We start from the raw sequence: 21,577 nt of genomic DNA, 5'->3' as shown, positions 1-21,577 counted from the left end.
TTTCTCAAATTATTTTCTGAGAACGGCCTTCTTCTTCCTTATTTGATACGTGTTCGGCTACCTCAAGCGCTTAACGGCAATATCAATTCTCCTCAGGGCCTCCTCAAGCAACTCATACCGGCAGGCGAAGTTGAGCCTGACAAAGTGAGAATCGCCGAAATCCGCGCCGGGAGAGACCCCAACTCCGGCTTGTTCGAAGAACTTGAACGGTGAGCTTACAGGCAGCGCAGATGCATCAATCCATGCCAGATAGGTGCCTTCTATCGGGTGAAGGGTCAAGTATGGCAGGGCATTAATTTCGGCTTCCAGCCTTTGCTTGTTGCGGCGCAGATACGCTAGTTGCTGGTCGAGCCATGCTTGGCCATCGGCGTAGGCGGCTTCGGCGGCGGTGTAGGCGAGGACATTCACGTCTGGCACGATGCCGGCCTTGGCGTGGAGAAAGGCGCGTCGCAATGCCGGGTTGGGAATAATTGCCATCGAAGCGCCAAGCCCTGCGATATTGAAGGTCTTGCTCGGTGCGATCAACGTAATTGAGCGCTGTGCGGCATCATCATTGAGGCTGGCAAAAGGAATATGGTGGCAGCTTGGGTCGAGGATAAGATCGCAATGTATCTCATCCGAGCAGACTACAAGATCATGGCGTTGGGCAAAGTCGGCCACGGCCTCTAGCTCGTTGCGGCGGTAGACTGTCCCGCCAGGATTGAGCGGATTGCAAAATAGCAACAGGCGGCTGTTGGGGGCAACCCATGTATCCTCCAGTGCCATCATCCAGCGTTTCTCATCGCTAAGAGTAACAGGCAACGTCGTCAAAGGGCGCTTGGCCAGTTTTGCTGATGATCTGAATGGCGGATAGATTGGGGTCGGGCACAGCACGCCTTGATCATCGTCGGTTGCCGACCGTACTGCAAGGTTGAGGCCGCAGACTAAGCCGGGCAGGTAGACAATCCATTCTGGCTCTATCTGCCAGTCGTAACGCTGGGCCATTCGTTCGACGATTAGCGCACTCAGGCTATCAGGTGCTTGGCCATAACCGAAAACGCCATGCTCTACATGGTGCTGCAATGCGTCGGTAATTGCTGAGGGGACTTTAAAGTCACTGTCCGCCACCCACATAGGCAAGATGTCCTGCCCTTGGTATTTTTTCCATTTGATGCTGTTGCTCTGGTTGCGGTCGATAGCTTGATCAAATAGGGGATTGAACGACGAACTGTGCATGCGTGATCCTTGTTATGCCTTCCGAGGTCAAAAAAAGCCCCGGCGTGAGAGCCGGGGCTTTGGGGTGGTTATCGGTTAGAACTGTGATTTTGAACCAAACTGCTTTGCTGCATAGGCAACACGCTCTTCCGGTGTCGGCTGGGTGGCTGGGACGCCGAGGTTTTCGATATGGTGCAGCCTTGGCAGCAGCCCGCAGCCGTTGGCGATTTGGATCGCCAAGCCTGGGCGGGCGTTGAGTTCGAGCACCATCGGGCCTTTTTCCTTGTCCAGCACCATGTCGGTGCCCATATAGCCAAGCCCGGTCATCTCCCATGCGCTGGCGGCTAGCGTTAGCAGTTTGTTCCAGTTGGGTACCGTCAGCTCGCTGAGCAGCCTGTCGGTATCGGGGTGGCGTTCGACGGGCTGGTTGAACTGAACCGCGCGAATTGCCTTGCCGGTCGCGATATCGATGCCGACACCGACAGCGCCTTGGTGGAGGTTGGCCTTGCCGTCTGATGCCGATGTTGAACAGCGCATCATCGCCATGACAGGGTAGCCCTTGAAAACGATGACTCGGACATCGGGCACCCCTTCGTAGCTGAAGCCATCGAAGACGTCGTCGAACTGGATCAGGTTTTCGATCATCGCGACGTCATTCTTGCCGCCGAGCGAGAACAGGCCAGCAAGGGTATTGGTAATGTGACGTTCGACATCTTGCTTGTTGATCTCGGCACCGGACGGTTTTACGTAGACCCCGTCCTTGTGCTTGACGATCACAAGGATCCCCTTGCCGCCCGAGCCCTGAGCCGGTTTGATCACAAAACCGGGCCAGTTTTTGACCATCTCGTGAACCCGCTTGACGTTGCCTTGGCTGTCAATGACCCCGATCAGCTCTGGCACGGTGGCCCCGGCCTGCTGGGCAATTAACTTGGTCTTCAGCTTGTCGTCAACCAACGGATAGAGCCCACGGTCGTTGTAGCGTCCAATATAGCTATGGTTGCGCTTGTTCATCCCCATGATGCCACGGCTGCGTAGCTTGAACGGGGAGGTAAACCTCGACAGCAGTGACATAACTTAGTCCTCCACCAGTGGCTTGAAGCGGCGTAGCTCGCTCAGGCGGTAACCGGTGTAGTTACCCAGCATCAGGATAACGGCCAGAACAATCAGCTGGATGCCGATGAAGTTGAAGGTCAGGTGACGAACCAGTGGGTTAGTCATGGCAAGATAAACCAATACCGCGGTCAGCAGCGAGCCGCCGCCCTGGATCAGTACTTCTTTCGCGCCTTCCTCTTCCCATAGGATCGACATACGCTCGATTGTCCACGAGAGGATAATCATTGGGAAGAAGGTGATAGACAGGCCTTCCACCAAGCCGATCTTAAAGGCAACCACGGTGAAGACGGAGATAATCATGATAACCGTGATGATCACCGCCGATATTCGCGCGACCAGCAACAGGTTGAGTTTCGACAGGTAACTTCGAATGATCAGGCCGGTGCCGACAATCAGCAGGAAGCCGATAATACCTGTTACCAACTGGGTCTGGACGAATGCCACCGCGATCAGAACCGGCATGAAGGTACCGGAGGTTTTCAGGCCGATGATGATCCGCAGGAAGACCACAACCAATGCCCCGATAGGGATCAGCATGATGGTCTTGAACATGGCCTGCTCTTCGACAGGCAGGCTGTGGATCGAGAAGTTCAGCAGATCTTCGGCCTGAACCTTCTCGCGGGTTGCCTGTTGCGGGGTGATATCCTGGGCAATGATCGAGAAGCTGATGGTCGAGTTGCGGCCGCCAACGACATCCAGTAGCGAGTGGCCCTGTTGATTCCATAGCAGGATGTTGTCAGGCTTGCCTTCTTGGCCCGTCTGCAGGTTGAACAGCTCCCATTTACCGCCGTCCCATACCTCTACCATCGAGGTGATGCTCTGGCGTCGGCGACCGTCTTCAAGCTGGAGGCCGCCTACGATGCGGGCATGGATTTTCTCCAGTGACAGCAGGTTGATGATCGCTTTTTCTCGGCTGAGGCTGTTTAACAGCAGGGCGGAGTTTTGGTTATTGCGGTCATTGAACTGCTTGATTAGCTCGCGGGTAAGGGTGGTATTGTCCGAAGAAAGGCTGCGGGCTTGGGCTAGCAGGGCATCGGCAGCAGTTTGCTGTGGGTTATCCAAACTCACTGCCGGGGTGTCGCCTTTAGGCGGTACTGTGTTGTAGGAGGCCTGCTCATCAACCAGCATCTGGGTTTTGTAATACAGGATCTGCTTGCCGGTGGCTTCGCGAATAGACCATTCAGCCCGGCGGCCTTTGTTGGTGTCAATCAATGCGACGCCGTAGCCTGGCGAAGAGGTGCTCTCGTCAATTTGGGTAAAACCCTGCTGGGTTTCAGGTGCCGCCATTGAAACTTTGACCGGATCGCCGATGGCATCAAATTCGATGCGGGCTTCCAGTTCCCACAGGGCGCGTTCTTCGCCCGGTGTCCATGGCACCCCGTAGACATCATGGCGATACAGACTAAGTGCAGTACCGGCAATGAGCAGCAGGGTAATGAGAAAATAGAACGGTATTCTTGATGTCATGACATCCCCATCAACGTGTTATTATTTGTTTTGTACTTGCTGTTCGTTCATTCCTTGAACAAATTTCTTGCCTACATCAACAAGTGCTATGTCTTTGAAAAACTCACGGCCTAATAATACTGGATAGGTCATTTGAGTGCGATCTGCCAACGTAAATTGTGCTTTTTCATGAAGCTGCCCCAATTTTATCCACGCTTCGATGACTGGGCGGCGTTCGGCTTCTTCACTATTGGCTTGGCGAATCTTCACCCAACGCACGACTGGCGCTTCGATGACATCGGCATCTTCTGGTCGTTCGTAAGTCGTATGGTTGAGATAAAAACGGGCCCATTCTTTGCCGTCACGCTCGAAAATCTGGACATCGGTGGCGCTGAGGGAAGAGGTTGTCGCGCCCGTATCGACACGGGCTTTGAAGAAGGCCTTAATGGAATCGAGCCACACCCACTCCTCTTCACCAAGAATGACCTTGCCGTGCGCAGTACGGACATCGTCGTTGGCCATTACCGGGGCTGCAGCAATCGATGCGTCTTTATCGGCTTGGTTGGCGAGGCTGTCTTTTGTGAGTCGGTTTAGCTGGCCCATTTCCGTAGAGACGGTTGCAAGCTGCTTTTCAAGCTGGGTAATTTGGCCATTTTGGTCATCAATCAACTTGATCATGGTGGCTAGCTGAAAATTGACGCGGTTTTCCATGGTGTTGATAGCCGCCATCGTCGTGTCATTGGGCTGGGCTGGCTGGGTCAGGGAACAACCGGAAAGAATAGCAAGGGTGAGTAATGGCACACAGCGGCGAAGCATTGTATCTCCTAGTTCAGTACTTCTTTTTCTTTAAGCGGCAGTATTTTAACTGACAAAAAGGGATGCGAACAGCATCCCTTGTCAACAGTTAGTCAGGATTGCGCGCAATAAGCACGGCACGTTTAGGTGCCGGGTATCCTTCGACCGTCTTGCTTGGGTCGTTCGGATCAAGGTATTCGGGTAGCGAGTTGTTGGTCATCCACTCTGTTGAACGTTGTTCACCGGTGGTAGTGACATTTTCGTCAACGATTTTGACATCAACGAAGCCGCATTTTTCCAGCCATACTTTCAGCGCCTTGGCAGACGGGAAGAAGTAGACGTTGTGCATCTGGGCGTAGCGGTGGGTTGGTACCAATACGGCATTTTCGTCACCGTCGATAACCAAGGTCTCTAGGATCAGCTCGCCGTCTTTGCGTAGCTGGTTCTTGAGTTGGATCAGGTGGTCGAGCGGCGAGCGACGGTGGTAGAGCACACCCATGCTGAATACGGTGTCGAAAGCGCGTAGCTCAGGGAGTTGCTCGATGCCCAAAGGTAGCAAGAAAGCGCGCTCGTCGTTGCCCATCAGGCGCTTGATCGCCTCGAACTGGATCAGGAACAGGTTAGACGGGTCGATACCGACAACCATTTTGGCCTCTTCGCCCAGCATACGCCACATGTGGTAGCCGTTGCCGCAGCCTACATCCAGTACGGTGCGGTTTTTCAGTGGTGAGATATGCGGCAGCACGCGGTCCCATTTCCAGTCCGAGCGCCATTCGGTATCAATATGAATGCCGTGTACGGTAAATGGCCCCTTGCGCCAAGGATGCAGCAGTCGCAGCAGGCTCTCGAGGCGTTTTTGTTCGCCTTCGGCAATGCCGCCGTTGTTGCTGACGGTCACCGATGTTTTGAGGTCGATGTTGTCTGGCTTGTCGGTCGGGAATTTATTCAGGGCACGGATCCAGCGACCCATATCGCCGTGGGCTTTTTCTTCCCAGTCGCTCATCTGCTGCGGCAGGGTGTTGAGCCAAGGACGCAGGGTGTCATGCTGGGCAAGGATCTTGTAGAAGTCGGTAAAACTAAACATAACGGACAGGTGACCTTATTTTATCGCGAACATAGAGCCGAAATTGAAGCACTGGAACCAGACCTCGCTGCTGCTGAAGCCGATATCGGCCAGGCGCTGGCGGTGGGTGTCGATGCTGTCTGGGCGCATAACGTTTTCAATGGCACTGCGCTTTTGGCTGATTTCCAGTTCGCTGTAGCCATTGGCTCGCTTGAAATCGTGGTGGAGATCGATAAGTAGCTCGTGTGCTTGCTCATCGTCGAAGATGTATTTCTCTGACAAAATCAGAATCCCGCCCGGGCGCAGGCCTGCGTAGATTTTTTCCAGTAGGGTTTGGCGGTCTGCCGGTGCCAGAAACTGGAGGGTAAAGTTCAAAACCACGACAGATGCATCGTGCAGGTCGATTTCGCGGATATCGGCTTCGATAACTTGCACGGGGGTGTCAGAGCGGTAGGCGTTAACATGCAGTCGACAGCGTTCAACCATCGCGCTGGAGTTGTCCACGGCGATGATCTCACAGCCTTCTTGCTGGATGTGGCGACGCATAGACAGGGTTGCCGCGCCGAGAGAGCAGCCTAGGTCGTAGATTTTTGAATGCGGTTTGGCAAAGCGCTCGGCCAGCATACCAATTGCCGAAATGATATTGCTGTAACCCGGTACTGAGCGCTGGATCATGTCAGGGAACACTTCCGCAACGCGCTCGTCGAAGGTAAAGTCGCCGATTTTGTCAATCGGAGCCGCAAAAATATTGTCGTGACCGGCCATTCTCACGAACCTCTTAAATTAGTCAAAGAACAGGATCCAAAATGGGAAGGCACGGTAGCGGATCGAGCCGTTATATCCGTTGCCCCAGGTGTTCCGTCACCTGCTTGAAAGGTCGCGTATTGTAGAGAATCTGCGGCCATTTGTCTTTATCCATTTTTGTCGTGGCAATAAATTGCAACGGGTTCAAAGCAGCCTGAACTGCGGGTCTGGCTCGGATTGCGGCAGCGTGATGTCGGCGAGCGGCAGCGGGCAGGCTGCCTGCAGTTGGCGGTAGAGGCGCATGGCCAATTCAGGGCCGAGATTATTGTCAGGGGTGTGAATGAACAAGTAGGGTTCTTTGCCTTGCTCCAGCCACGCGGGTAGCCGTTGTAGCCAGTTGGCGAAGAACGCATCGTTGGCTGCGAGATCGGGATGGCCGATAAAGCGGACCATCGGGTTAGCGGCGGTACAAACGGCGTGGACAGGCACTCTGGGCTTGTTGCGGTGCGCTTCGATGACGGCGTCGGTTGTTGGGGCGGCCGAGAATACCGGGCGGCTATCCATGATGATCCGGTTGGCGCCCCGTTCGGCCAGCAGGCGGTTGAGCTGCTGTTCTTCATGGCCTTTGGCAAAAAAAGCCGGGTGGCGAACTTCGACCCCAAGCGGGAAATGCGCGGGGAACTTTGTTAGGAAAGCGGCAAGAGCCGGTAGTCCATCGGGGCCAAACTGCGCCGGGAGCTGGATTTTCCACAGTCCGGTGCGCCCACACAGTGGTTCCAAGGTGGAAATAAAATCAGCCAGCAGGGCATTGCAGTGCCTGAGCTGGTGTTGATGGGTGATGGTTTGCGGCAGCTTGAAGGTAAAGCGGAAATCATCGGTTGTTGCCGCGTGCCAGTTTTTTACGGTCTGCGGGCTCGGGGTGGCATAGAAGGTGGTATTGCCCTCTACGGTATTGAATGTTTCGGCATAGCGGGCAAGCCGATCCCCGCTTTTGCAGCCTCGGCCATAGAGGCTCTGCTGCCACGGCGCATGCGACCACATCGCCAATCCAAGCCTGAGCTGGCATCCGGCTTGGGGTAATTTGCGTCCTGATGGGGAAGGGCTCTGGGGTTGTGGCATGATATCTCCTTGGCCTGCGACGGCACTCATTTCGTATTGTGAACAGCACATGAGGGGGAGGTCAATGGGACAAACCTTGTTTTATCGCTTGATCTTAGGGCACTTTATTTTCTACAGTGGCAGGAGTGCTCTATATCCTCCGGTACCGTTTCACAAGGTTTATTCTCTTCCGGGTAGCATTCTGGAGCGGATTATCGCGATAAAGTGCGTGTCAAACATGCATCTTGCGGGCTGTTGGGTATATAATAGCGTGTTATTTTTCTCTCTCGGTAGGGGCCGTCACCAAACTGGGTGATGTTTGGCCTACTTGGCCGGGAAGGATTCAGCCGGTACACAATCGTGCGCTATCGTCGAAGGTTGTGTGCCCAGGAATAGTTAGTAAACAGATCGGGAATTTCATATGCGCACCCAATATTGTGGTCACCTGAACAAAGCCCTCGAAGGGCAAACTGTAGAACTTTGCGGCTGGGTAAATCGCCGCCGTGATTTGGGCGGTCTTATCTTCATCGATATGCGTGACCGTGAAGGTGTGGTTCAGGTTGTGGTTGATCCGGATATGAAAGACGTATTCGAGGTTGCCAACCAGCTGCGTAACGAATTCTGTATCAAACTGACTGGTGAAGTACGTGTTCGTCCTGACAGCCAAGTTAACAAAGACATGGCAACAGGCGAAGTAGAAGTACTGGCGACCGGTCTGGAAATCATCAACCGTGCAGCGCCGCTGCCGCTGGATTTCAACCAGAACAACTCTGAAGAGCAGCGCCTGAAGCACCGTTACCTGGATCTTCGTCGCCCAGAGATGAGCGACCGTATCAAGCTGCGTGCAAAGGCATCGAGCTTCGTTCGTCGTTTCCTTGATGACAACGGCTTCTTGGATATCGAAACGCCAGTATTGACCAAAGCGACGCCAGAAGGTGCTCGTGACTACCTAGTACCGAGCCGTGTTCACAAGGGTAGCTTCTATGCACTGCCTCAGTCACCTCAGCTATTCAAGCAGTTGCTGATGATGTCTGGCTTCGATCGCTACTACCAGATCGTTAAGTGTTTCCGCGATGAAGACTTGCGTGCTGACCGTCAGCCTGAATTTACCCAAATCGATATCGAAACCTCGTTCATGAGTGCTGATCAGGTACGTGAAGTGACCGAGAAGATGGTTCGCGATATGTGGCAAGAGCTGCTAAACGTGGATCTGGGTGTATTCCCAACAATGACATTCGAAGAGGCAATGCGCCGTTTCGGTTCAGACAAGCCAGACCTGCGTAACCCGCTGGAGATGGTTGATGTCGCTGATCTTCTGAAAGATGTTGAGTTCAAAGTATTCTCTGGCCCAGCTAACGATCCGAAAGGTCGTGTTGCGGTTATCCGCGTACCGGGTGGTGCTGAGCTGTCTCGCAAGCAGATCGATGACTACACTAAGTTTGTTGGCATCTACGGTGCGAAAGGCCTGGCATGGCTGAAGGTTAACGACCGCGCTGCGGGTCTGGAAGGTATCCAGTCTCCAGTTGCTAAGTTCCTTAACGAAGACGTGGTTAACGGCATCTTGGACCGTACTGGCGCAGAATCTGGCGATATCATCCTATTCGGCGCAGACAGTAAGAAAGTGGTTACCGAGGCAATGGGCGCACTGCGTCTGAAGCTAGGTACAGATCTTGGTCTGACAGATACTGCCAAGTGGGCACCGCTATGGGTTGTTGACTTCCCAATGTTCGAAGAAGACGAAGAGGGCAACCTGCACGCGATGCACCACCCATTCACGTCTCCACTAGGCATGACTGCGGAAGAGCTGAAAGCTAACCCAGCATCAGCAAACTCAAACGCTTACGATATGGTTCTAAACGGCTACGAAGTGGGCGGTGGTTCTGTGCGTATCCACAACTCAGAAATGCAATCAGCGGTATTCGATATCCTAGGTATCGATGCTGACGAGCAGAAACTGAAGTTTGGCTTCCTGCTTGAAGCGCTGAAGTACGGTACGCCACCACACGCAGGCCTTGCATTTGGTCTTGACCGTTTGGTGATGCTGCTATGTGGTACCGAGAACATCCGTGACGTTATCGCGTTCCCTAAAACAACAGCTGCAGCGTGTCTGTTGACTGATGCTCCAAGTCTTGCCAACCCGGCTGCGCTTGAGGAGCTTGCGATTGCAGTTACCGCTGCGGCGAAGAAAAACGAAGAAGCTGACGCGTAAGTCAGACTGAATCGTTAACAATAAGGCCAGATTATTCTGGCCTTATTTGTTTGTATACCCCAAAACTACATGTAACAAACTCAGCGGTGTGTCGGCCGCTGGCAGAGGAGTGAAATATGGCAGGTCATAGTAAATTCGCCAATATCAAACACCGTAAAGCAGCCCAGGATGCCAAGCGCGGTAAAATCTTTACCAAGCTGATCCGTGAAATCGTGGTTGCAGCCAAAGAAGGCGGGGCCGAGCCGGAGAACAACCCGCGTCTGCGTGCCGCGATTGACAAGGCACTGTCGAATAACATGACGCGCGATACGGTTAACCGCGCTGTGAGCCGAGGGGCTGGCGGCGAAGGCGAAGAGAACATGGAGACCGTGATCTACGAAGGTTATGGTCCAGCCGGTACGGCAGTGATGGTCGAGTGCATGACCGACAACCGCAACCGTACCGTATCGGGTGTTCGCCATGCATTTTCCAAGGCTGGTGGCAACTTGGGTACCGACGGTAGTGTGAGCTACCTGTTCGACAAGAAAGGCGTTATTTCTTATGCGCCGGGTCTTGATGAAGACGCGGTAATGGAAGCGGCGCTTGAAGGCGGTGCGGATGATGTCGAAACCAATGATGATGGTTCTATCGATGTCTACACGGCGCCAGAGGAGTTTGGTGCGGTGAAGGATGCGCTGGACGCCGCCGGTTTCGAAGCCGCCAATGCCGAAGTGACTCTGGTACCATCGACCAAGGCGGAACTGGACGCGACAACGGCACCGAAGCTGATGCGCCTGATCGATGCGCTTGATGATCTCGATGATGTGCAGGAGGTCTACCACAACGGCGATATGTCCGATGAGGTGGCGGCAACCCTGTAGATCGACCACGGGTGTGGCTAACGCACCCGTTTTTTTCGTTTCGTATATTACCTCTCCCCAGCTATTTCTCAGCGTTCATCTTTTATCTATCACCTTGCATCCATTATCTTTTTGCTTCTGTTATATACCGCCTTCCGAAATACCTGCTTATTGTTGCTTTTGTCAAATACTGTGTTAGTTTGAAAATCCTTATAAAACAGAGTTGTATATTTAGACTTCTTTAACTGGCCCACTATCAAAATGACCGATTACACCGTAAAGATCAAAGCCTGCCTCTATGAGTTGCAGGAGAGCCCAGAATACCTGCCCGAGAATTTCAAAACACTCTACCAGCTTCATAAATGCCTCCATGGGATCGGTGAGGGATCGTCAACGGCGGACTTGTGGGACTTTGCCTCGGCAATGTGTCGCTCTTACAAGCAGGTCAAAAAATATTATGACTTGCTGTGCGAGCTGATTAAGCAGGATCCGGTTCTTGAACCGATTTGCGATAACTTTTTGAATTTCCTCGAGCAGCATTATGGGCGTAATAGCATCCACAAGGTCGAGTATCATTCGCAAGATCGCAATAGTATCCGCCTTGCATTGCAAAAGCTGATTAGTGATGTCGACACTTGGAAGATCGGTAAAGCGACCAAGCGCGAGATTGTCTATACCTTTTTCGATCTGGCTTTTGATGAGGCGGGGCAGTTTGCCGGACGAAACGAAGCGCATTATTTCAAGTCGCGGGAAAGCAAATATACACCGAGTTATTTTTACCACCAGTGGCAGCATGAACGCCGTTTGGGCCTGTTTCGTTGCGCGGTGGCCGATGATGAACTGCGGCCGATGGTCGAGCAGCTTATCAAGCTGATCGACGAGCGTAATATGAACCTCGGCAGTGAATCAGATCTGCGCTATATCTCTGATCAGGAATTGTTATTCGAGGCACCCTATCAGGCGTTGCTGGAACACAGCGATCGCTACATAGCAGACTTCGTTGATAGCTATAGCCTGACATACCGTTGGTATAACCATCTGCCCGAGAACGCGACGGTATCCTACCTGTTGGAAGCCCATCCTCAGTCAACGTACCTGAAGTATTTTTATCCGGCAACAGGGTATCGTCTGAGCGGTAATGATAAGGAGTGCCCGCCGTTTACGCCTTGGTTTTCCGAGCAGGTTAAAAGTCCGGAATTTATCGAAGAGCTGTTGTTGATTTGTGCAACGGACGCAATCCGTAGCGCTCAGGTATGTCATTCCAGCGAAAGTTATTCTTCGCTTGACGAGTTGCGCAGCGATGAATCCTTTGTCGAGGATTTGCTGGATTTAGCTGAGGATCTGGAAGAAAAAGAGGAGGGATGGGGTGGCTATCACAGCGAAGATGGGGCAATCCATTTCTTTGAAGAGGACTTTTTTCATCATTTAGCGGTGCAAATGATTGGCGGAGAGGTTAACCAGGACAATCTTGAGGCCTTGTGTGCAGAAATTTACAAGCTCAAGGTCAGGGTTGGCAAAAATATGCGCGGGATCCTTGCCGGGCATTTAGAACCCGCCTTTGAACCATGCTATGGCTACAAGTCATGCCATGAGTCCCGCGATGAGAGTGAGCGCAAGCGCCAGACTGAGCCGCTCTTTGCCCTTCATAATATCAATGAATTCTGTTGTGTGACTTATGAGGGCAACGAATACTTGCTGGGGCAGGAAGACGATAATGTTTATATTTATGACCTAGCAAAAATGACGCCGGTTTCGTTCCGTCCGTTTGAGGAGGACAGCCTTTACCAAGCGATTTTCGCGGCAAGGCCAACCCCGGAAAGTCCAGCGCATTTCGTCACTTTCAATATGCAAAAAGGGCTGGTGGAAGCGTGGCACTTTGGTCAGACCGCACCGGTTTACACCCTTAGGGCGAATGCCTTCGAACGTTGCATAGATTCTCAGCTATCCGATGATGGGCGAGTCCTGCTGATGGGGGTAGGAAATGAGATTGATTCCGATAGTGAGATCGATCCTGACGTGCTTGAACTGGTGGTTGATCACAAGAATATGGCTGTGGTGATTGATCTTGAAAAGGGCAAGGAGCTGTGTCGTTTTGAAGTGAATGAGCGCGCCGCGCTTAGGATGAGCGGTGATGGCTCGGTTGCCCTGATGTGTCAGGGGGGAAGCAGCGATCGTGGTGATATCTTTACCCGGATCGACCTGCGCACGGGGGTAGCTGAAAGTTTGACCGTGCCGAGTCAGTTCCATTTGGGGAGCGATGAATTTGCAATCAACCATGATGGCAGCCGGATCATCTATAAGCAGCAGCTTATCGATATTGATCTGGGCCAGGTATTGCTGACCTTGCCGGGTGATGAGTTTGTCAGCCGCTACGAGTTCGTCGGTGATGATAAGTTTGTGATTGCCCATCTTTTTTCCGAAACAGAAAAAGAGCTCTATGAGCTGGAGACAGCCCGCCGTCTCGGTACTATTTACTGCGAGGAAGGGCCGAGTCTGTACCAGAGCTTTGTCGATCACGAGAAAGGCATTCTCTATAGCTTCGTCGATTACAGTGTGAATTTCTATGATATCGGCGAGATGCTCGGCCTAGAGCGTGACCCTCTGGTTGCTCCGGAATTTCAGAATGCCACCGTATGGGATAAGCCTTTTGGCCCTAAGGTGAAGCGTCGGGAAGGGAGCTTCAGTACCAAGGAGCATGGTATCGAGCTCAAACTGGTTAGCTATGGCTGTCAGAGTGAGGGTGGTCGATTTGTGCGTCCGCAAGGTATCGCTGAGAGTTCTCGCGCACTCGGCTGTAGTTTCGATGTCAATTGCGATGGGATGGGGCGGGTATTTGGTTTCGTGGTCAAACTGACTCACCCAATGATTGATGGCGCGACTCAAACGGAATGGCAGGTGATAGGCAAGCGTAACCGCCCGTTGCAGATTACCGACCCGTTTACTGCTGAGCAGCGGGTGCCCGGACGTTATGTGTTCGAGGTGTATAGCCTGGATGAAACCTTGTTGTTTAGCCGGCAGGTGATAGATCTTGAGTGTTATAAAGCGGTTGATTGCAGTGTTGAGGCGGTCAAATACGGCAGCTTCTTTGGTGACACGCATGTGGCGAACAAAAAAGCGGCTGTCAATTATGACTATTGCAGTATTGGTTACCACTTGCGTGTGAATTGCGGTGGTGAACAGGCGGTAGTTGCCTTGAAATCAAGGATTTACCGGGCTGATGAGGTGCCGAGTAATGATGATTTGTTGTTTAAGCCTTTCGAGCTTGCCCGATCGATCAATGTGTCTGATGGGTCGATTGTCGATCTGACCATTCGTGGTGATGACAGTAATGGCTATATCGAGGGCAAGTGGGTATTTGAACTGGCGGACGCAAACAGTGGAAACGTGTTGTTTAGCGACACGATGGAGATCTATCCAAAAGACAAGAATTTCGAGGAGTGCAAGGTGCTGCGGGTCGAGATGATTGACCACGGTATCTACCAGCCACCGGAAGGGTTTGATTTGACTCAGCGCCATTTGGCTGAAGCCCGTGAGTTGGTGCTGCTTGAACAAACCTCGGTAGTGAAACCCGAAGCTGGGATTCTGTATGGTTTTCGCTTTGTCATCAGTGATGAATCTCCTGATGCGGTTTATCGCGTGACGGTAGAGCAGTGGGCGACAGGCCAGAAATGGGTCTGTGCCGACGACGGTAATGCGCGCTATAAGCGATACCATTTCTTGGCCCAGAAAGGCGAGACTTACCTTGCCAGCTGGACAATTGCGGAAGAGTTCGAGGTATTTCATGACATGAGCCGGATTATACTTCGCCATGGCCCGGTGGCATCGCCGATGCTGCATGATTTCCACGCCGAAAAGGAGGTCGAGGCATGATCATTCGGTTGATGCGCTATTTGGCATCGCACAAAGCGGTTTTTAATATTGATGTTGATGTCAACGACAAGACCTCGCTAGAGCAGGCGTTGGATTATCTTAACGGTGAATTGCTGGGTGACGTGAAATCCACCCGGGAATTCTGCCTGCAGGGGACTGCCAGAAATAAATTGCTTAAGCTGCGATTTGTCCACCGAGGAGACCTGCTGAGCAAGCGGATGCTGAATAATCAGCTGGATATTGCGTGGGCCGAGAAGGTGCGCAGCGACTTATCGTCACTCAATGTCCGGTTGTCGGGCAAAGAGCAGGCGGTGTCAGAGTTTATCTTTGCCCATGCTGCGCTGAGCCATCCCGAGTTGGTGGATAAGCTGGTGGACTTTGTCGATAGGATCACTATTTTCAGCTCGATGCCTGAGGGGAAGTTGCTGAGTTATTCCGATCTGGTGAGCGTGGGATTAATGTCTGCCGTGGCAATCTTGCTCTATGCGCCTGAGGAAAAAGACTCGGCTATCGCCTTGTTCAATGCGCTGGGTAAATTCCGCGATGGTTCATACAGCGATCGTTTTGCAGGCGCGCTGCTGGTGCGGCTGTATAAAGAGCGTGGTTATGATGATGTTGCCTGTGATGTGTTTGCCAACCACCTGGCGAGTTTTATGTGTTATCCAGACTCCCGTTGGTCGACTAAGATCGAAGATATCGAGACGGCAAAATTAGTTGGAAATGTCCAGTTAGTGATGGCATTAAAGGAAGCGTTGGTGCGCTGGGGGGCTGATTTTATTATGTCGCAGCCTGACGAGTACCTTAATACCTTTATTCGTCCGGTGTTGCAGGATGAAGACGCTCTCGAGCAGTTGACCGTAGTGCTTGAGCCGTTGATTGCACAAAGCAAACAGGCGGAAGCTGAGGATTGAGGGATCCCTCCGTTTTGTGAACCAAAGAGAGGATAACGCGGGCTTGCCCGCGTTTTTTCATCAACAGACGATGTTGAGTGCTTTGTCAGCGTCTGGCTGCGAAAGGTTTGCAGTATGGCGGCTATCCACCATAGAATAAACAACTGTATATTTAATCAGGTGCAACGGTTCATCTATGTCGATTATTTTAGGGATTGACCCTGGCTCCAGAATTACGGGCTACGGGGTGATCCGCCAGGTTGGGCGCAACCTTGAGTATTTGGGAAGTGGGTGCATCCGTACCTCGGAGGCTGCTATTCCCGGTCGCTTGAGACAGATTTACGCCGGAGTATCAGAAGTTATTACCCAGTTTCAGCCGGACGTTTTTGCAATCGAAGAAGTGTTCATGGGCAAAAATGCCAGCTCGGCGATCAAGTTGGGGCAGGCGCGCGGCAGTGCCATTGTTGCAGCGGTGAATGTCGGGCTGCCAGTTCATGAATATGCTGCCCGTTTGATTAAGCAGGCTGTGGTGGGAAACGGTGGTGCCGATAAATCACAAGTACAGCATATGGTGTGCAGCGTGTTGAAACTGCCGGGTAAGCCGCAGGCCGATGCTGCCGATGCTCTGGCTGTTGCCATTTGTCATGCCCATACCCATAAGACCTTGGTGGCGATGGCCGGTAAGGCGAGCGGTGCACGGCGAGGGCGTTATCGCTGAGTTTACAATGAATGATTTGAAAAGCAGCGCAAGGCTGCTTTTTTTGTTTTTGGCCGTCGCCAAACCGTGAAAAAAAGCTGGATATACATCCAGTCCTTTACTATCCTAGTTCCACTTTTTGTAAATGACTGGAAGAGATCTTGCTGTGATTGGCCGACTGCGTGGAATTATCATTGAAAAACAACCGCCTGAAGTATTGCTTGAGGTGGCGGGGATTGGCTATGAAGTCCAGATGCCGATGAGCTGTTTCTATGAGCTGCCGGAAGTTGGCCAGGAGGCGGTGATTGCGACCCATTTTGTGGTACGTGAAGATGCCCAGTTATTGTACGGTTTCAACAAAAAAAGCGAGCGGGATCTGTTCCGCGAGGTGATCAAGGCCAATGGTGTCGGTCCTAAGCTGGGTCTGGCTATTTTATCAGCGATGACGGCCAGTCAGTTTGTCCTCAGTGTCGAGCATGAAGATATCACTACCTTGGTTAAAATACCGGGTGTCGGCAAGAAAACCGCTGAGCGTTTGGTCGTAGAGATGAAAGATCGTCTTAAAGGCTGGGGCGAAGGGGATCTGTTTACGCCTGCGCTGGATACGGCCGCATCGAATGCACCGGTTCAGGACACCATGTCACAGGCTCGCGCCGAAGATGAAGCGGTCAGTGCGCTGATTGCTTTGGGCTATAAACCGCAGCAGGCCACGAAGGTGGTTGCTCAGGTTGCCCAGCCGGAAATGACCAGCGAGATGATCATCCGCGATGCCCTGCGTTCGATGGTATAAGGTAGCCAACCATGATTGAAGCCGATCGTCTGATCTCCAGTGATTATGTGCCGAGCCGTGAGGAAGATGTTATCGACCGCGCGATCCGCCCGAAGCTGCTTGAAGACTACAAGGGGCAGGACCATGTCCGTAGCCAGATGGAGATCTTCATTCAGGCGGCCAAGTTGCGCGATGAAGCGCTGGATCATTTGTTGATCTTTGGTCCTCCGGGCTTGGGTAAAACCACATTGGCCAATATCGTTGCTAATGAAATGGGTGTGAATATTCGCACCACATCGGGTCCGGTATTGGAAAAAGCCGGTGATTTGGCCGCCTTGTTGACCAATCTCGAAGAAAACGATGTGTTGTTCATCGATGAAATCCATCGCCTCAGCCCACAGGTGGAAGAGGTGTTGTATCCGGCGATGGAAGACTACCAGCTCGATATCATGATTGGCGAAGGGCCCGCAGCTCGTTCGATTAAAATTGATTTGCCGCCATTTACCCTGATTGGCGCGACAACCCGAGCCGGATCCCTGACCTCACCGCTGCGCGACCGTTTCGGGATCACTCAGCGGTTGGAATACTACAAGGTGGATGATCTGTGCGGGATCGTCCAGCGCAGCGCTGACTGTCTTGGTTTGTCGATGGACAAGCAGGGGGCTATGGAAGTGGCGATGCGTTCACGCGGTACGCCGCGTATTGCCAACCGGCTGTTGCGCCGGGTGCGTGATTTTGCCGAGGTAAAAGGCAATGGCCATATCTGCCCAGACATTGCGGGTCAGGCTCTAGATATGCTTGATGTTGATAGCAGTGGCTTTGACTATATGGATCGCAAATTGCTGATGGCAATTATCGACAAGTTTATGGGCGGGCCAGTGGGTATCGACAACTTGGCTGCGGCAATCGGCGAGGAGCGCGATACTATTGAGGATGTGCTCGAACCGTACCTAATTCAGCAAGGCTACCTGCAACGCACCCCGCGTGGCCGTATTGCCACCCATCGTGCTTACCTGCATTTTGGGCTTGATGCACCAGAATAAGGGGCTAACGTGTAGCGAATGACGAAAAACGGGGCTTATGGCCTCGTTTTTGTTTATGGCAAACCGGCTGTCATTTCGTGTTGTTTAAATGTAAAAAAGCGAGGCTAGTGGCCTCGCTTTTTTTGATCTTTAGTCCAAATTAGCCCATTTTGGGGCTGGAACATCCGTTATGTGTTTACATCTTTATGACAATGACGCCATCGGTGGGCGCTTATCTGTATTGAATAAAACCTAGTGAAACATGCAAACGGATGCTTTGTGTACGCTTTTTAGCACTGGCTTTTGAACATTTCAGCAAAGCTAGGTTGGTACAAGTTAATGATCTTTTGAAAAATACGAGCCATATCCACTTCCTCATTCTTATCTTTAAACAGATGGGGAAACAATCTACAACCCGCCAAAAAGACGTCTTTTACTCTCTGGGAGGTCTTCTCTGTTTCTGATGCTGATTATAGATATTTACGGAAAACTCAAAAGCGATAATAATTTATTTTTCGGATTAGTTTATCTAATCATTATTTACCAGGGATACGCTTCGTAGCTATTGAATTATCAGTATAGAAGGTGAATTCAAGGCGGGTTGCTTAACATGTCAAGCAGTTCAGGTGCGCTTTTTTCTATTTCAAATTGTACGTGATATGACGGATTAAAAAAGAATGTGAAGTAGCTTGAATGGTGAACTGAGCGATGTGATAAATATCTAGTTTTAAAAGTTTACCAATGTGCCCGTTAGCGGTGAAATCTGATGATCCAGATCAATTAAAGGGCTCGCGATGAAAAATTGAGCAATCTTTCTTGATATTTATCAAAGCAAATTGTGCGATAAATCCATTGAGCGCAGGGACGATTATCAGTAATATTAGCAATGACTTTATTAGCTGTGGCTTAACAATAAATTAACTAATTTGGCACATAAAAGCAACAAATCAAGGATGCCGTTATTTATCTAATGGCAGCCAGGAAGGTGACAAGCTTGCGTTAATGTTTGGCTACATGTGCTAAGCCCAACCACCGGTACACTGTGAAGTACTGTCGTCAGTCAGCCTGGCGAAAAAGGAGTTCTTAATGTTTGATATTGTCGAACTATCGCGGTTACAGTTCGCATTAACAGCGATGTATCACTTTTTGTTCGTCCCTCTGACTCTTGGTATGGCATTCCTGCTTGCCATTATGGAGTCGGTATACGTAATGACTGGAAAGCAAATCTACAAGGACATGACAAAGTTCTGGGGTAAGCTTTTCGCCATCAACTTTGCCCTAGGTGTCGCCACGGGCCTAACCATGGAGTTCCAGTTTGGTACAAACTGGGCGTACTACTCCCACTATGTAGGTGATATCTTCGGTGCGCCATTGGCGATCGAGGCACTGATTGCCTTCTTCCTTGAATCTACGCTTGTCGGTATGTTCTTTTTTGGCTGGGATCGCCTATCTAAGCGTCAGCACCTTGCTGTCACTTGGTTGGTTGCCCTTGGCTCAAACTTTTCGGCGTTGTGGATTCTGGTTGCGAATGGTTGGATGCAGAACCCTGTAGGTGCTGAGTTCAACTTCGAAACCATGCGTATGGAAATGGTGAGCTTCGCCGAAGTGGTACTTAACCCGGTAGCACAGGTGAAATTCGTTCACACTGTGGCATCTGGTTACGTAACCGGCGCGATGTTCATTCTGGGCATCAGCTCTTACTACATGCTGAAAGGCCGTGACATTCCGTTTGCTCGCCGTTCGTTTGCTATTGCCGCTGCTTTCGGTATGGCATCAATCATCTCTGTAATCATCCTTGGTGATGAATCAGGCTACGAGCTAGGTGACGTTCAGAAGACCAAGCTTGCGGCTATCGAAGCTGAATGGCATACCGAGGAAGCACCTGCGGCCTTTACGGTTGTCGGTTTCCCTAGCCAAGAAAAGATGGAAACAGAGTACGCGATTAAGATCCCTTATCTGATGGGTATTATCGCGACGCGCTCGCTTGATACTCAGGTAACGGGTCTACGTGATCTTAAAGTTGAGCACGCAGAGCGTATTCGCAACGGTATGATCGCTTACGGCTTGCTTGAGAAACTGCGTGCCGGTGACAAGAGTGCAGAGAACATTGCTGCGTTCGATGCGGTTAAGCACGATTTGGGCTACGGTCTGCTTCTTAAGCCTTACACAGACAAAGTTGTGGATGCGAGCGAAGAAGACATTGCTAAAGCTGCCGACGACTCAATCCCTACCGTATGGCCGCTATTCTGGAGCTTCCGTATCATGGTTGGCTGTGGCTTCCTGATGCTAGGTATCATTGGTGCGGCATTCGTTCAGTCTTGCCGTCATAAGATCACTGATAAGCCTTGGGTACTGAAAGCTGCACTTTACGGTATTCCACTACCTTGGATTGCGATCGAAGCAGGTTGGTTTGTTGCCGAGTACGGTCGTCAGCCGTGGGCGGTAGGTGAGATCCTGCCGGTATCAATGGCAGCATCTAATCTTGCAGCATCAGAAATCATTACATCTATGCTGGCAATTATCGCACTATACACAGCGTTCCTGATTGCCGAAATGTACTTGATGATCAAGTTTGCTCGTCTGGGTCCTAGCAGCCTGAAAACTGGCCGCTATCACTTTGAAACCACCGATGCACCACAGAACGTGGTATCGCGTCAGGTAGAAGCATAAGCAGGGAGAAGAGCAATGTTTGATTACGAAGGTTTGCGATTTATCTGGTGGGTGCTGATCGGTGTATTGTGCATCGGTTTCGCAATCACTGATGGTTTCGACATGGGTGTGGGTGTGTTGTCAAAAGTGATTGGCAAGACAGATAACGAGCGCCGTGTCATGATCAACTCTATCGCCCCGCACTGGGACGGTAACCAAGTATGGCTTATCACCGCAGGTGGTGCCTTGTTTGCTGCGTGGCCTCTAGTGTACGCAACGTCGTTTTCAGGTTTCTACCTAGCGATGATCGTAACACTGGCGGCACTTTGGCTGCGCCCACTTGGCTTCGATTACCGTTCGAAGATCGAAGAACCAAAATGGCGCGCACTATGGGACAACGCTATTTTCATCGGTAGCTTTGTACCGCCAGTGATCTTCGGTGTTGCATTCGGTAACTTGCTACAGGGCGTACCGTTTGTATTGAGTGATTTGATGGTTCCTACCTATAAGGGCACGTTCTTTGGTTTGCTTAACCCATTTGCACTGCTGTGTGGTGTGGTTAGCTTGCTGATGATTGTTACCCAAGGTGCGGCATACCTGCAGATGAAAACAACCGATGCAGTCCTTGAGCGTTCACGCAATGTTGCTGTGATCACTGCGCTAGGTACGGCTGCGTGCTTTGTCATCGCTGGTTTCTGGGCTAAAGGCCTAGAGGGCTATGTGATTACCTCTGAGTTGTTGCACAACGCACCATCTAACCCGCTGGGCAAAGAAGTGTTGCGTAAGTCTGGTGCTCTGTTCAATAACTTTAATGAGTACCCGCTAATGTGGATTGCTCCGGCACTGGCTGTGATTATGCCGCTGCTAACCGCAATGGCTTCTCGCGCGAAGCGTGGCGCATTGGCGTTCATCAGCTCGAGCCTGACAATGGCGGGTGTTATCCTGACGTTCGGTTTCTCTTTGTTCCCGTTCATCATGCCTTCAAGCGAAACCCCAAACCACAGTCTGACCATGTGGGACTCTACATCGTCTGAGCTGACGTTGCAGATCATGACGGTTGTTGCGGCCGTGATGGTGCCTATTATCCTGATGTACACCACATGGTGTTACTACAAGATGTTTGGCCGTCTTGATACTAAATTTATCGAAGACAACAAGAACTCACTGTACTAAGGAGAC

The 21,577-nt window shown here is 51.5% G+C and carries 16 protein-coding genes; 9 read left to right on the top strand and 7 right to left on the bottom strand.

The features are described from left to right. Window positions 1-57: 57 nt before the first annotated feature. The 7 genes from ACSF8X_RS13135 to ACSF8X_RS13105 form a co-directional block, all read right to left on the bottom strand. The gene (locus tag ACSF8X_RS13135; protein ID WP_500850180.1) at window positions 58-1,215 is read right to left on the bottom strand and encodes a MalY/PatB family protein; all 1,158 of its coding nucleotides are present in this window, start codon (window positions 1,213-1,215) and stop codon (window positions 58-60) included. A 75-nt stretch (window positions 1,216-1,290) separates the two neighbouring features. Next, on the bottom strand, window positions 1,291-2,265 hold the full coding sequence (locus ACSF8X_RS13130; protein WP_047877283.1) for an alpha-L-glutamate ligase-like protein: 975 nt from the start codon (window positions 2,263-2,265) through the stop codon (window positions 1,291-1,293). 3 nt (window positions 2,266-2,268) lie between these two features. Continuing rightward, window positions 2,269-3,774 (bottom strand): inactive transglutaminase family protein, encoded by a 1,506-nt coding sequence (locus ACSF8X_RS13125; RefSeq protein WP_047877282.1) that lies wholly within the window; start codon window positions 3,772-3,774, stop codon window positions 2,269-2,271. A gap of 21 nt (window positions 3,775-3,795) precedes the next feature. After that, entirely contained in the window at window positions 3,796-4,569 is a 774-nt protein-coding gene (locus ACSF8X_RS13120) for an ATP-dependent zinc protease family protein (RefSeq protein WP_047877281.1), read from the bottom strand. An 88-nt stretch (window positions 4,570-4,657) separates the two neighbouring features. Further along, window positions 4,658-5,632 carry a tRNA 5-methoxyuridine(34)/uridine 5-oxyacetic acid(34) synthase CmoB gene (cmoB, locus tag ACSF8X_RS13115; RefSeq protein ID WP_047877280.1) on the bottom strand — a complete coding sequence of 325 codons (975 nt, stop codon included), beginning with the start codon at window positions 5,630-5,632 and terminating at the stop codon, window positions 4,658-4,660. Window positions 5,633-5,647: 15 nt separating this feature from the next. Beyond that, window positions 5,648-6,376, bottom strand: coding sequence for a carboxy-S-adenosyl-L-methionine synthase CmoA (gene cmoA, locus ACSF8X_RS13110; protein WP_047877279.1), 729 nt, complete (start codon window positions 6,374-6,376; stop codon window positions 5,648-5,650). 183 nt (window positions 6,377-6,559) lie between these two features. After that, a complete protein-coding gene (locus ACSF8X_RS13105) occupies window positions 6,560-7,474 on the bottom strand; it encodes a DUF72 domain-containing protein (RefSeq protein ID WP_500850179.1) in 915 nt (304 codons plus the stop codon). Between the two features lie 400 nt (window positions 7,475-7,874). Between ACSF8X_RS13105 and aspS the strand changes: the two genes are divergently transcribed. The 9 genes from aspS (at window position 7,875) to cydB (ending at window position 21,571) form a co-directional block, all read left to right on the top strand. Next, a complete protein-coding gene (gene aspS / locus ACSF8X_RS13100) occupies window positions 7,875-9,662 on the top strand; it encodes an aspartate--tRNA ligase (RefSeq protein WP_500850178.1) in 1,788 nt (595 codons plus the stop codon). A 116-nt stretch (window positions 9,663-9,778) separates the two neighbouring features. Next, on the top strand, window positions 9,779-10,522 hold the full coding sequence (locus ACSF8X_RS13095) for a YebC/PmpR family DNA-binding transcriptional regulator (RefSeq protein WP_047877276.1): 744 nt from the start codon (window positions 9,779-9,781) through the stop codon (window positions 10,520-10,522). A 240-nt stretch (window positions 10,523-10,762) separates the two neighbouring features. Further along, entirely contained in the window at window positions 10,763-14,371 is a 3,609-nt protein-coding gene (locus ACSF8X_RS13090) for a hypothetical protein (protein ID WP_500850177.1), read from the top strand. Next, a complete protein-coding gene (locus ACSF8X_RS13085) occupies window positions 14,368-15,282 on the top strand; it encodes a hypothetical protein (protein ID WP_500850176.1) in 915 nt (304 codons plus the stop codon). The genes ACSF8X_RS13090 and ACSF8X_RS13085 overlap by 4 nt, the downstream gene beginning before the upstream one ends. 175 nt (window positions 15,283-15,457) lie before the next feature. Next, a complete protein-coding gene (gene ruvC / locus ACSF8X_RS13080) occupies window positions 15,458-15,979 on the top strand; it encodes a crossover junction endodeoxyribonuclease RuvC (RefSeq protein WP_047877273.1) in 522 nt (173 codons plus the stop codon). A gap of 145 nt (window positions 15,980-16,124) precedes the next feature. Further along, window positions 16,125-16,748, top strand: a complete 624-nt coding sequence (gene ruvA / locus ACSF8X_RS13075; protein ID WP_047877272.1) for a Holliday junction branch migration protein RuvA — start codon at window positions 16,125-16,127, stop codon at window positions 16,746-16,748. An 11-nt stretch (window positions 16,749-16,759) separates the two neighbouring features. Then, window positions 16,760-17,770, top strand: a complete 1,011-nt coding sequence (ruvB, locus tag ACSF8X_RS13070) for a Holliday junction branch migration DNA helicase RuvB (protein WP_047877271.1) — start codon at window positions 16,760-16,762, stop codon at window positions 17,768-17,770. Window positions 17,771-18,835: 1,065 nt separating this feature from the next. Continuing rightward, the gene (gene cydA, locus ACSF8X_RS13065) at window positions 18,836-20,419 is read left to right on the top strand and encodes a cytochrome ubiquinol oxidase subunit I (protein WP_047877270.1); all 1,584 of its coding nucleotides are present in this window, start codon (window positions 18,836-18,838) and stop codon (window positions 20,417-20,419) included. A 15-nt stretch (window positions 20,420-20,434) separates the two neighbouring features. After that, on the top strand, window positions 20,435-21,571 hold the full coding sequence (gene cydB, locus ACSF8X_RS13060) for a cytochrome d ubiquinol oxidase subunit II (protein WP_500850175.1): 1,137 nt from the start codon (window positions 20,435-20,437) through the stop codon (window positions 21,569-21,571). Window positions 21,572-21,577 lie beyond the last annotated feature (6 nt).

This window comes from Photobacterium panuliri, from assembly GCF_059920555.1.
Note: the sequence above shows the minus strand (reverse complement) of the source record. Positions and strands in the feature narration are given on the sequence as shown.

What these genes read in the sequence shown, in the direction of transcription:
- ACSF8X_RS13135 (WP_500850180.1), bottom strand. Translation starts at nt 1,215, where the DNA reads ATGCACAGTTCGTCGTTCAATCCCCTATTTGATCAAGCTATCGACCGC.
- ACSF8X_RS13130 (WP_047877283.1), bottom strand. Translation starts at nt 2,265, where the DNA reads ATGTCACTGCTGTCGAGGTTTACCTCCCCGTTCAAGCTACGCAGCCGT.
- ACSF8X_RS13125 (WP_047877282.1), bottom strand. Translation starts at nt 3,774, where the DNA reads ATGACATCAAGAATACCGTTCTATTTTCTCATTACCCTGCTGCTCATT.
- ACSF8X_RS13120 (WP_047877281.1), bottom strand. Translation starts at nt 4,569, where the DNA reads ATGCTTCGCCGCTGTGTGCCATTACTCACCCTTGCTATTCTTTCCGGT.
- cmoB (WP_047877280.1), bottom strand. Translation starts at nt 5,632, where the DNA reads ATGTTTAGTTTTACCGACTTCTACAAGATCCTTGCCCAGCATGACACC.
- cmoA (WP_047877279.1), bottom strand. Translation starts at nt 6,376, where the DNA reads ATGGCCGGTCACGACAATATTTTTGCGGCTCCGATTGACAAAATCGGC.
- ACSF8X_RS13105 (WP_500850179.1), bottom strand. Translation starts at nt 7,474, where the DNA reads ATGCCACAACCCCAGAGCCCTTCCCCATCAGGACGCAAATTACCCCAA.
- aspS (WP_500850178.1), top strand. Translation starts at nt 7,875, where the DNA reads ATGCGCACCCAATATTGTGGTCACCTGAACAAAGCCCTCGAAGGGCAA.
- ACSF8X_RS13095 (WP_047877276.1), top strand. Translation starts at nt 9,779, where the DNA reads ATGGCAGGTCATAGTAAATTCGCCAATATCAAACACCGTAAAGCAGCC.
- ACSF8X_RS13090 (WP_500850177.1), top strand. Translation starts at nt 10,763, where the DNA reads ATGACCGATTACACCGTAAAGATCAAAGCCTGCCTCTATGAGTTGCAG.
- ACSF8X_RS13085 (WP_500850176.1), top strand. Translation starts at nt 14,368, where the DNA reads ATGATCATTCGGTTGATGCGCTATTTGGCATCGCACAAAGCGGTTTTT.
- ruvC (WP_047877273.1), top strand. Translation starts at nt 15,458, where the DNA reads ATGTCGATTATTTTAGGGATTGACCCTGGCTCCAGAATTACGGGCTAC.
- ruvB (WP_047877271.1), top strand. Translation starts at nt 16,760, where the DNA reads ATGATTGAAGCCGATCGTCTGATCTCCAGTGATTATGTGCCGAGCCGT.
- cydA (WP_047877270.1), top strand. Translation starts at nt 18,836, where the DNA reads ATGTTTGATATTGTCGAACTATCGCGGTTACAGTTCGCATTAACAGCG.
- cydB (WP_500850175.1), top strand. Translation starts at nt 20,435, where the DNA reads ATGTTTGATTACGAAGGTTTGCGATTTATCTGGTGGGTGCTGATCGGT.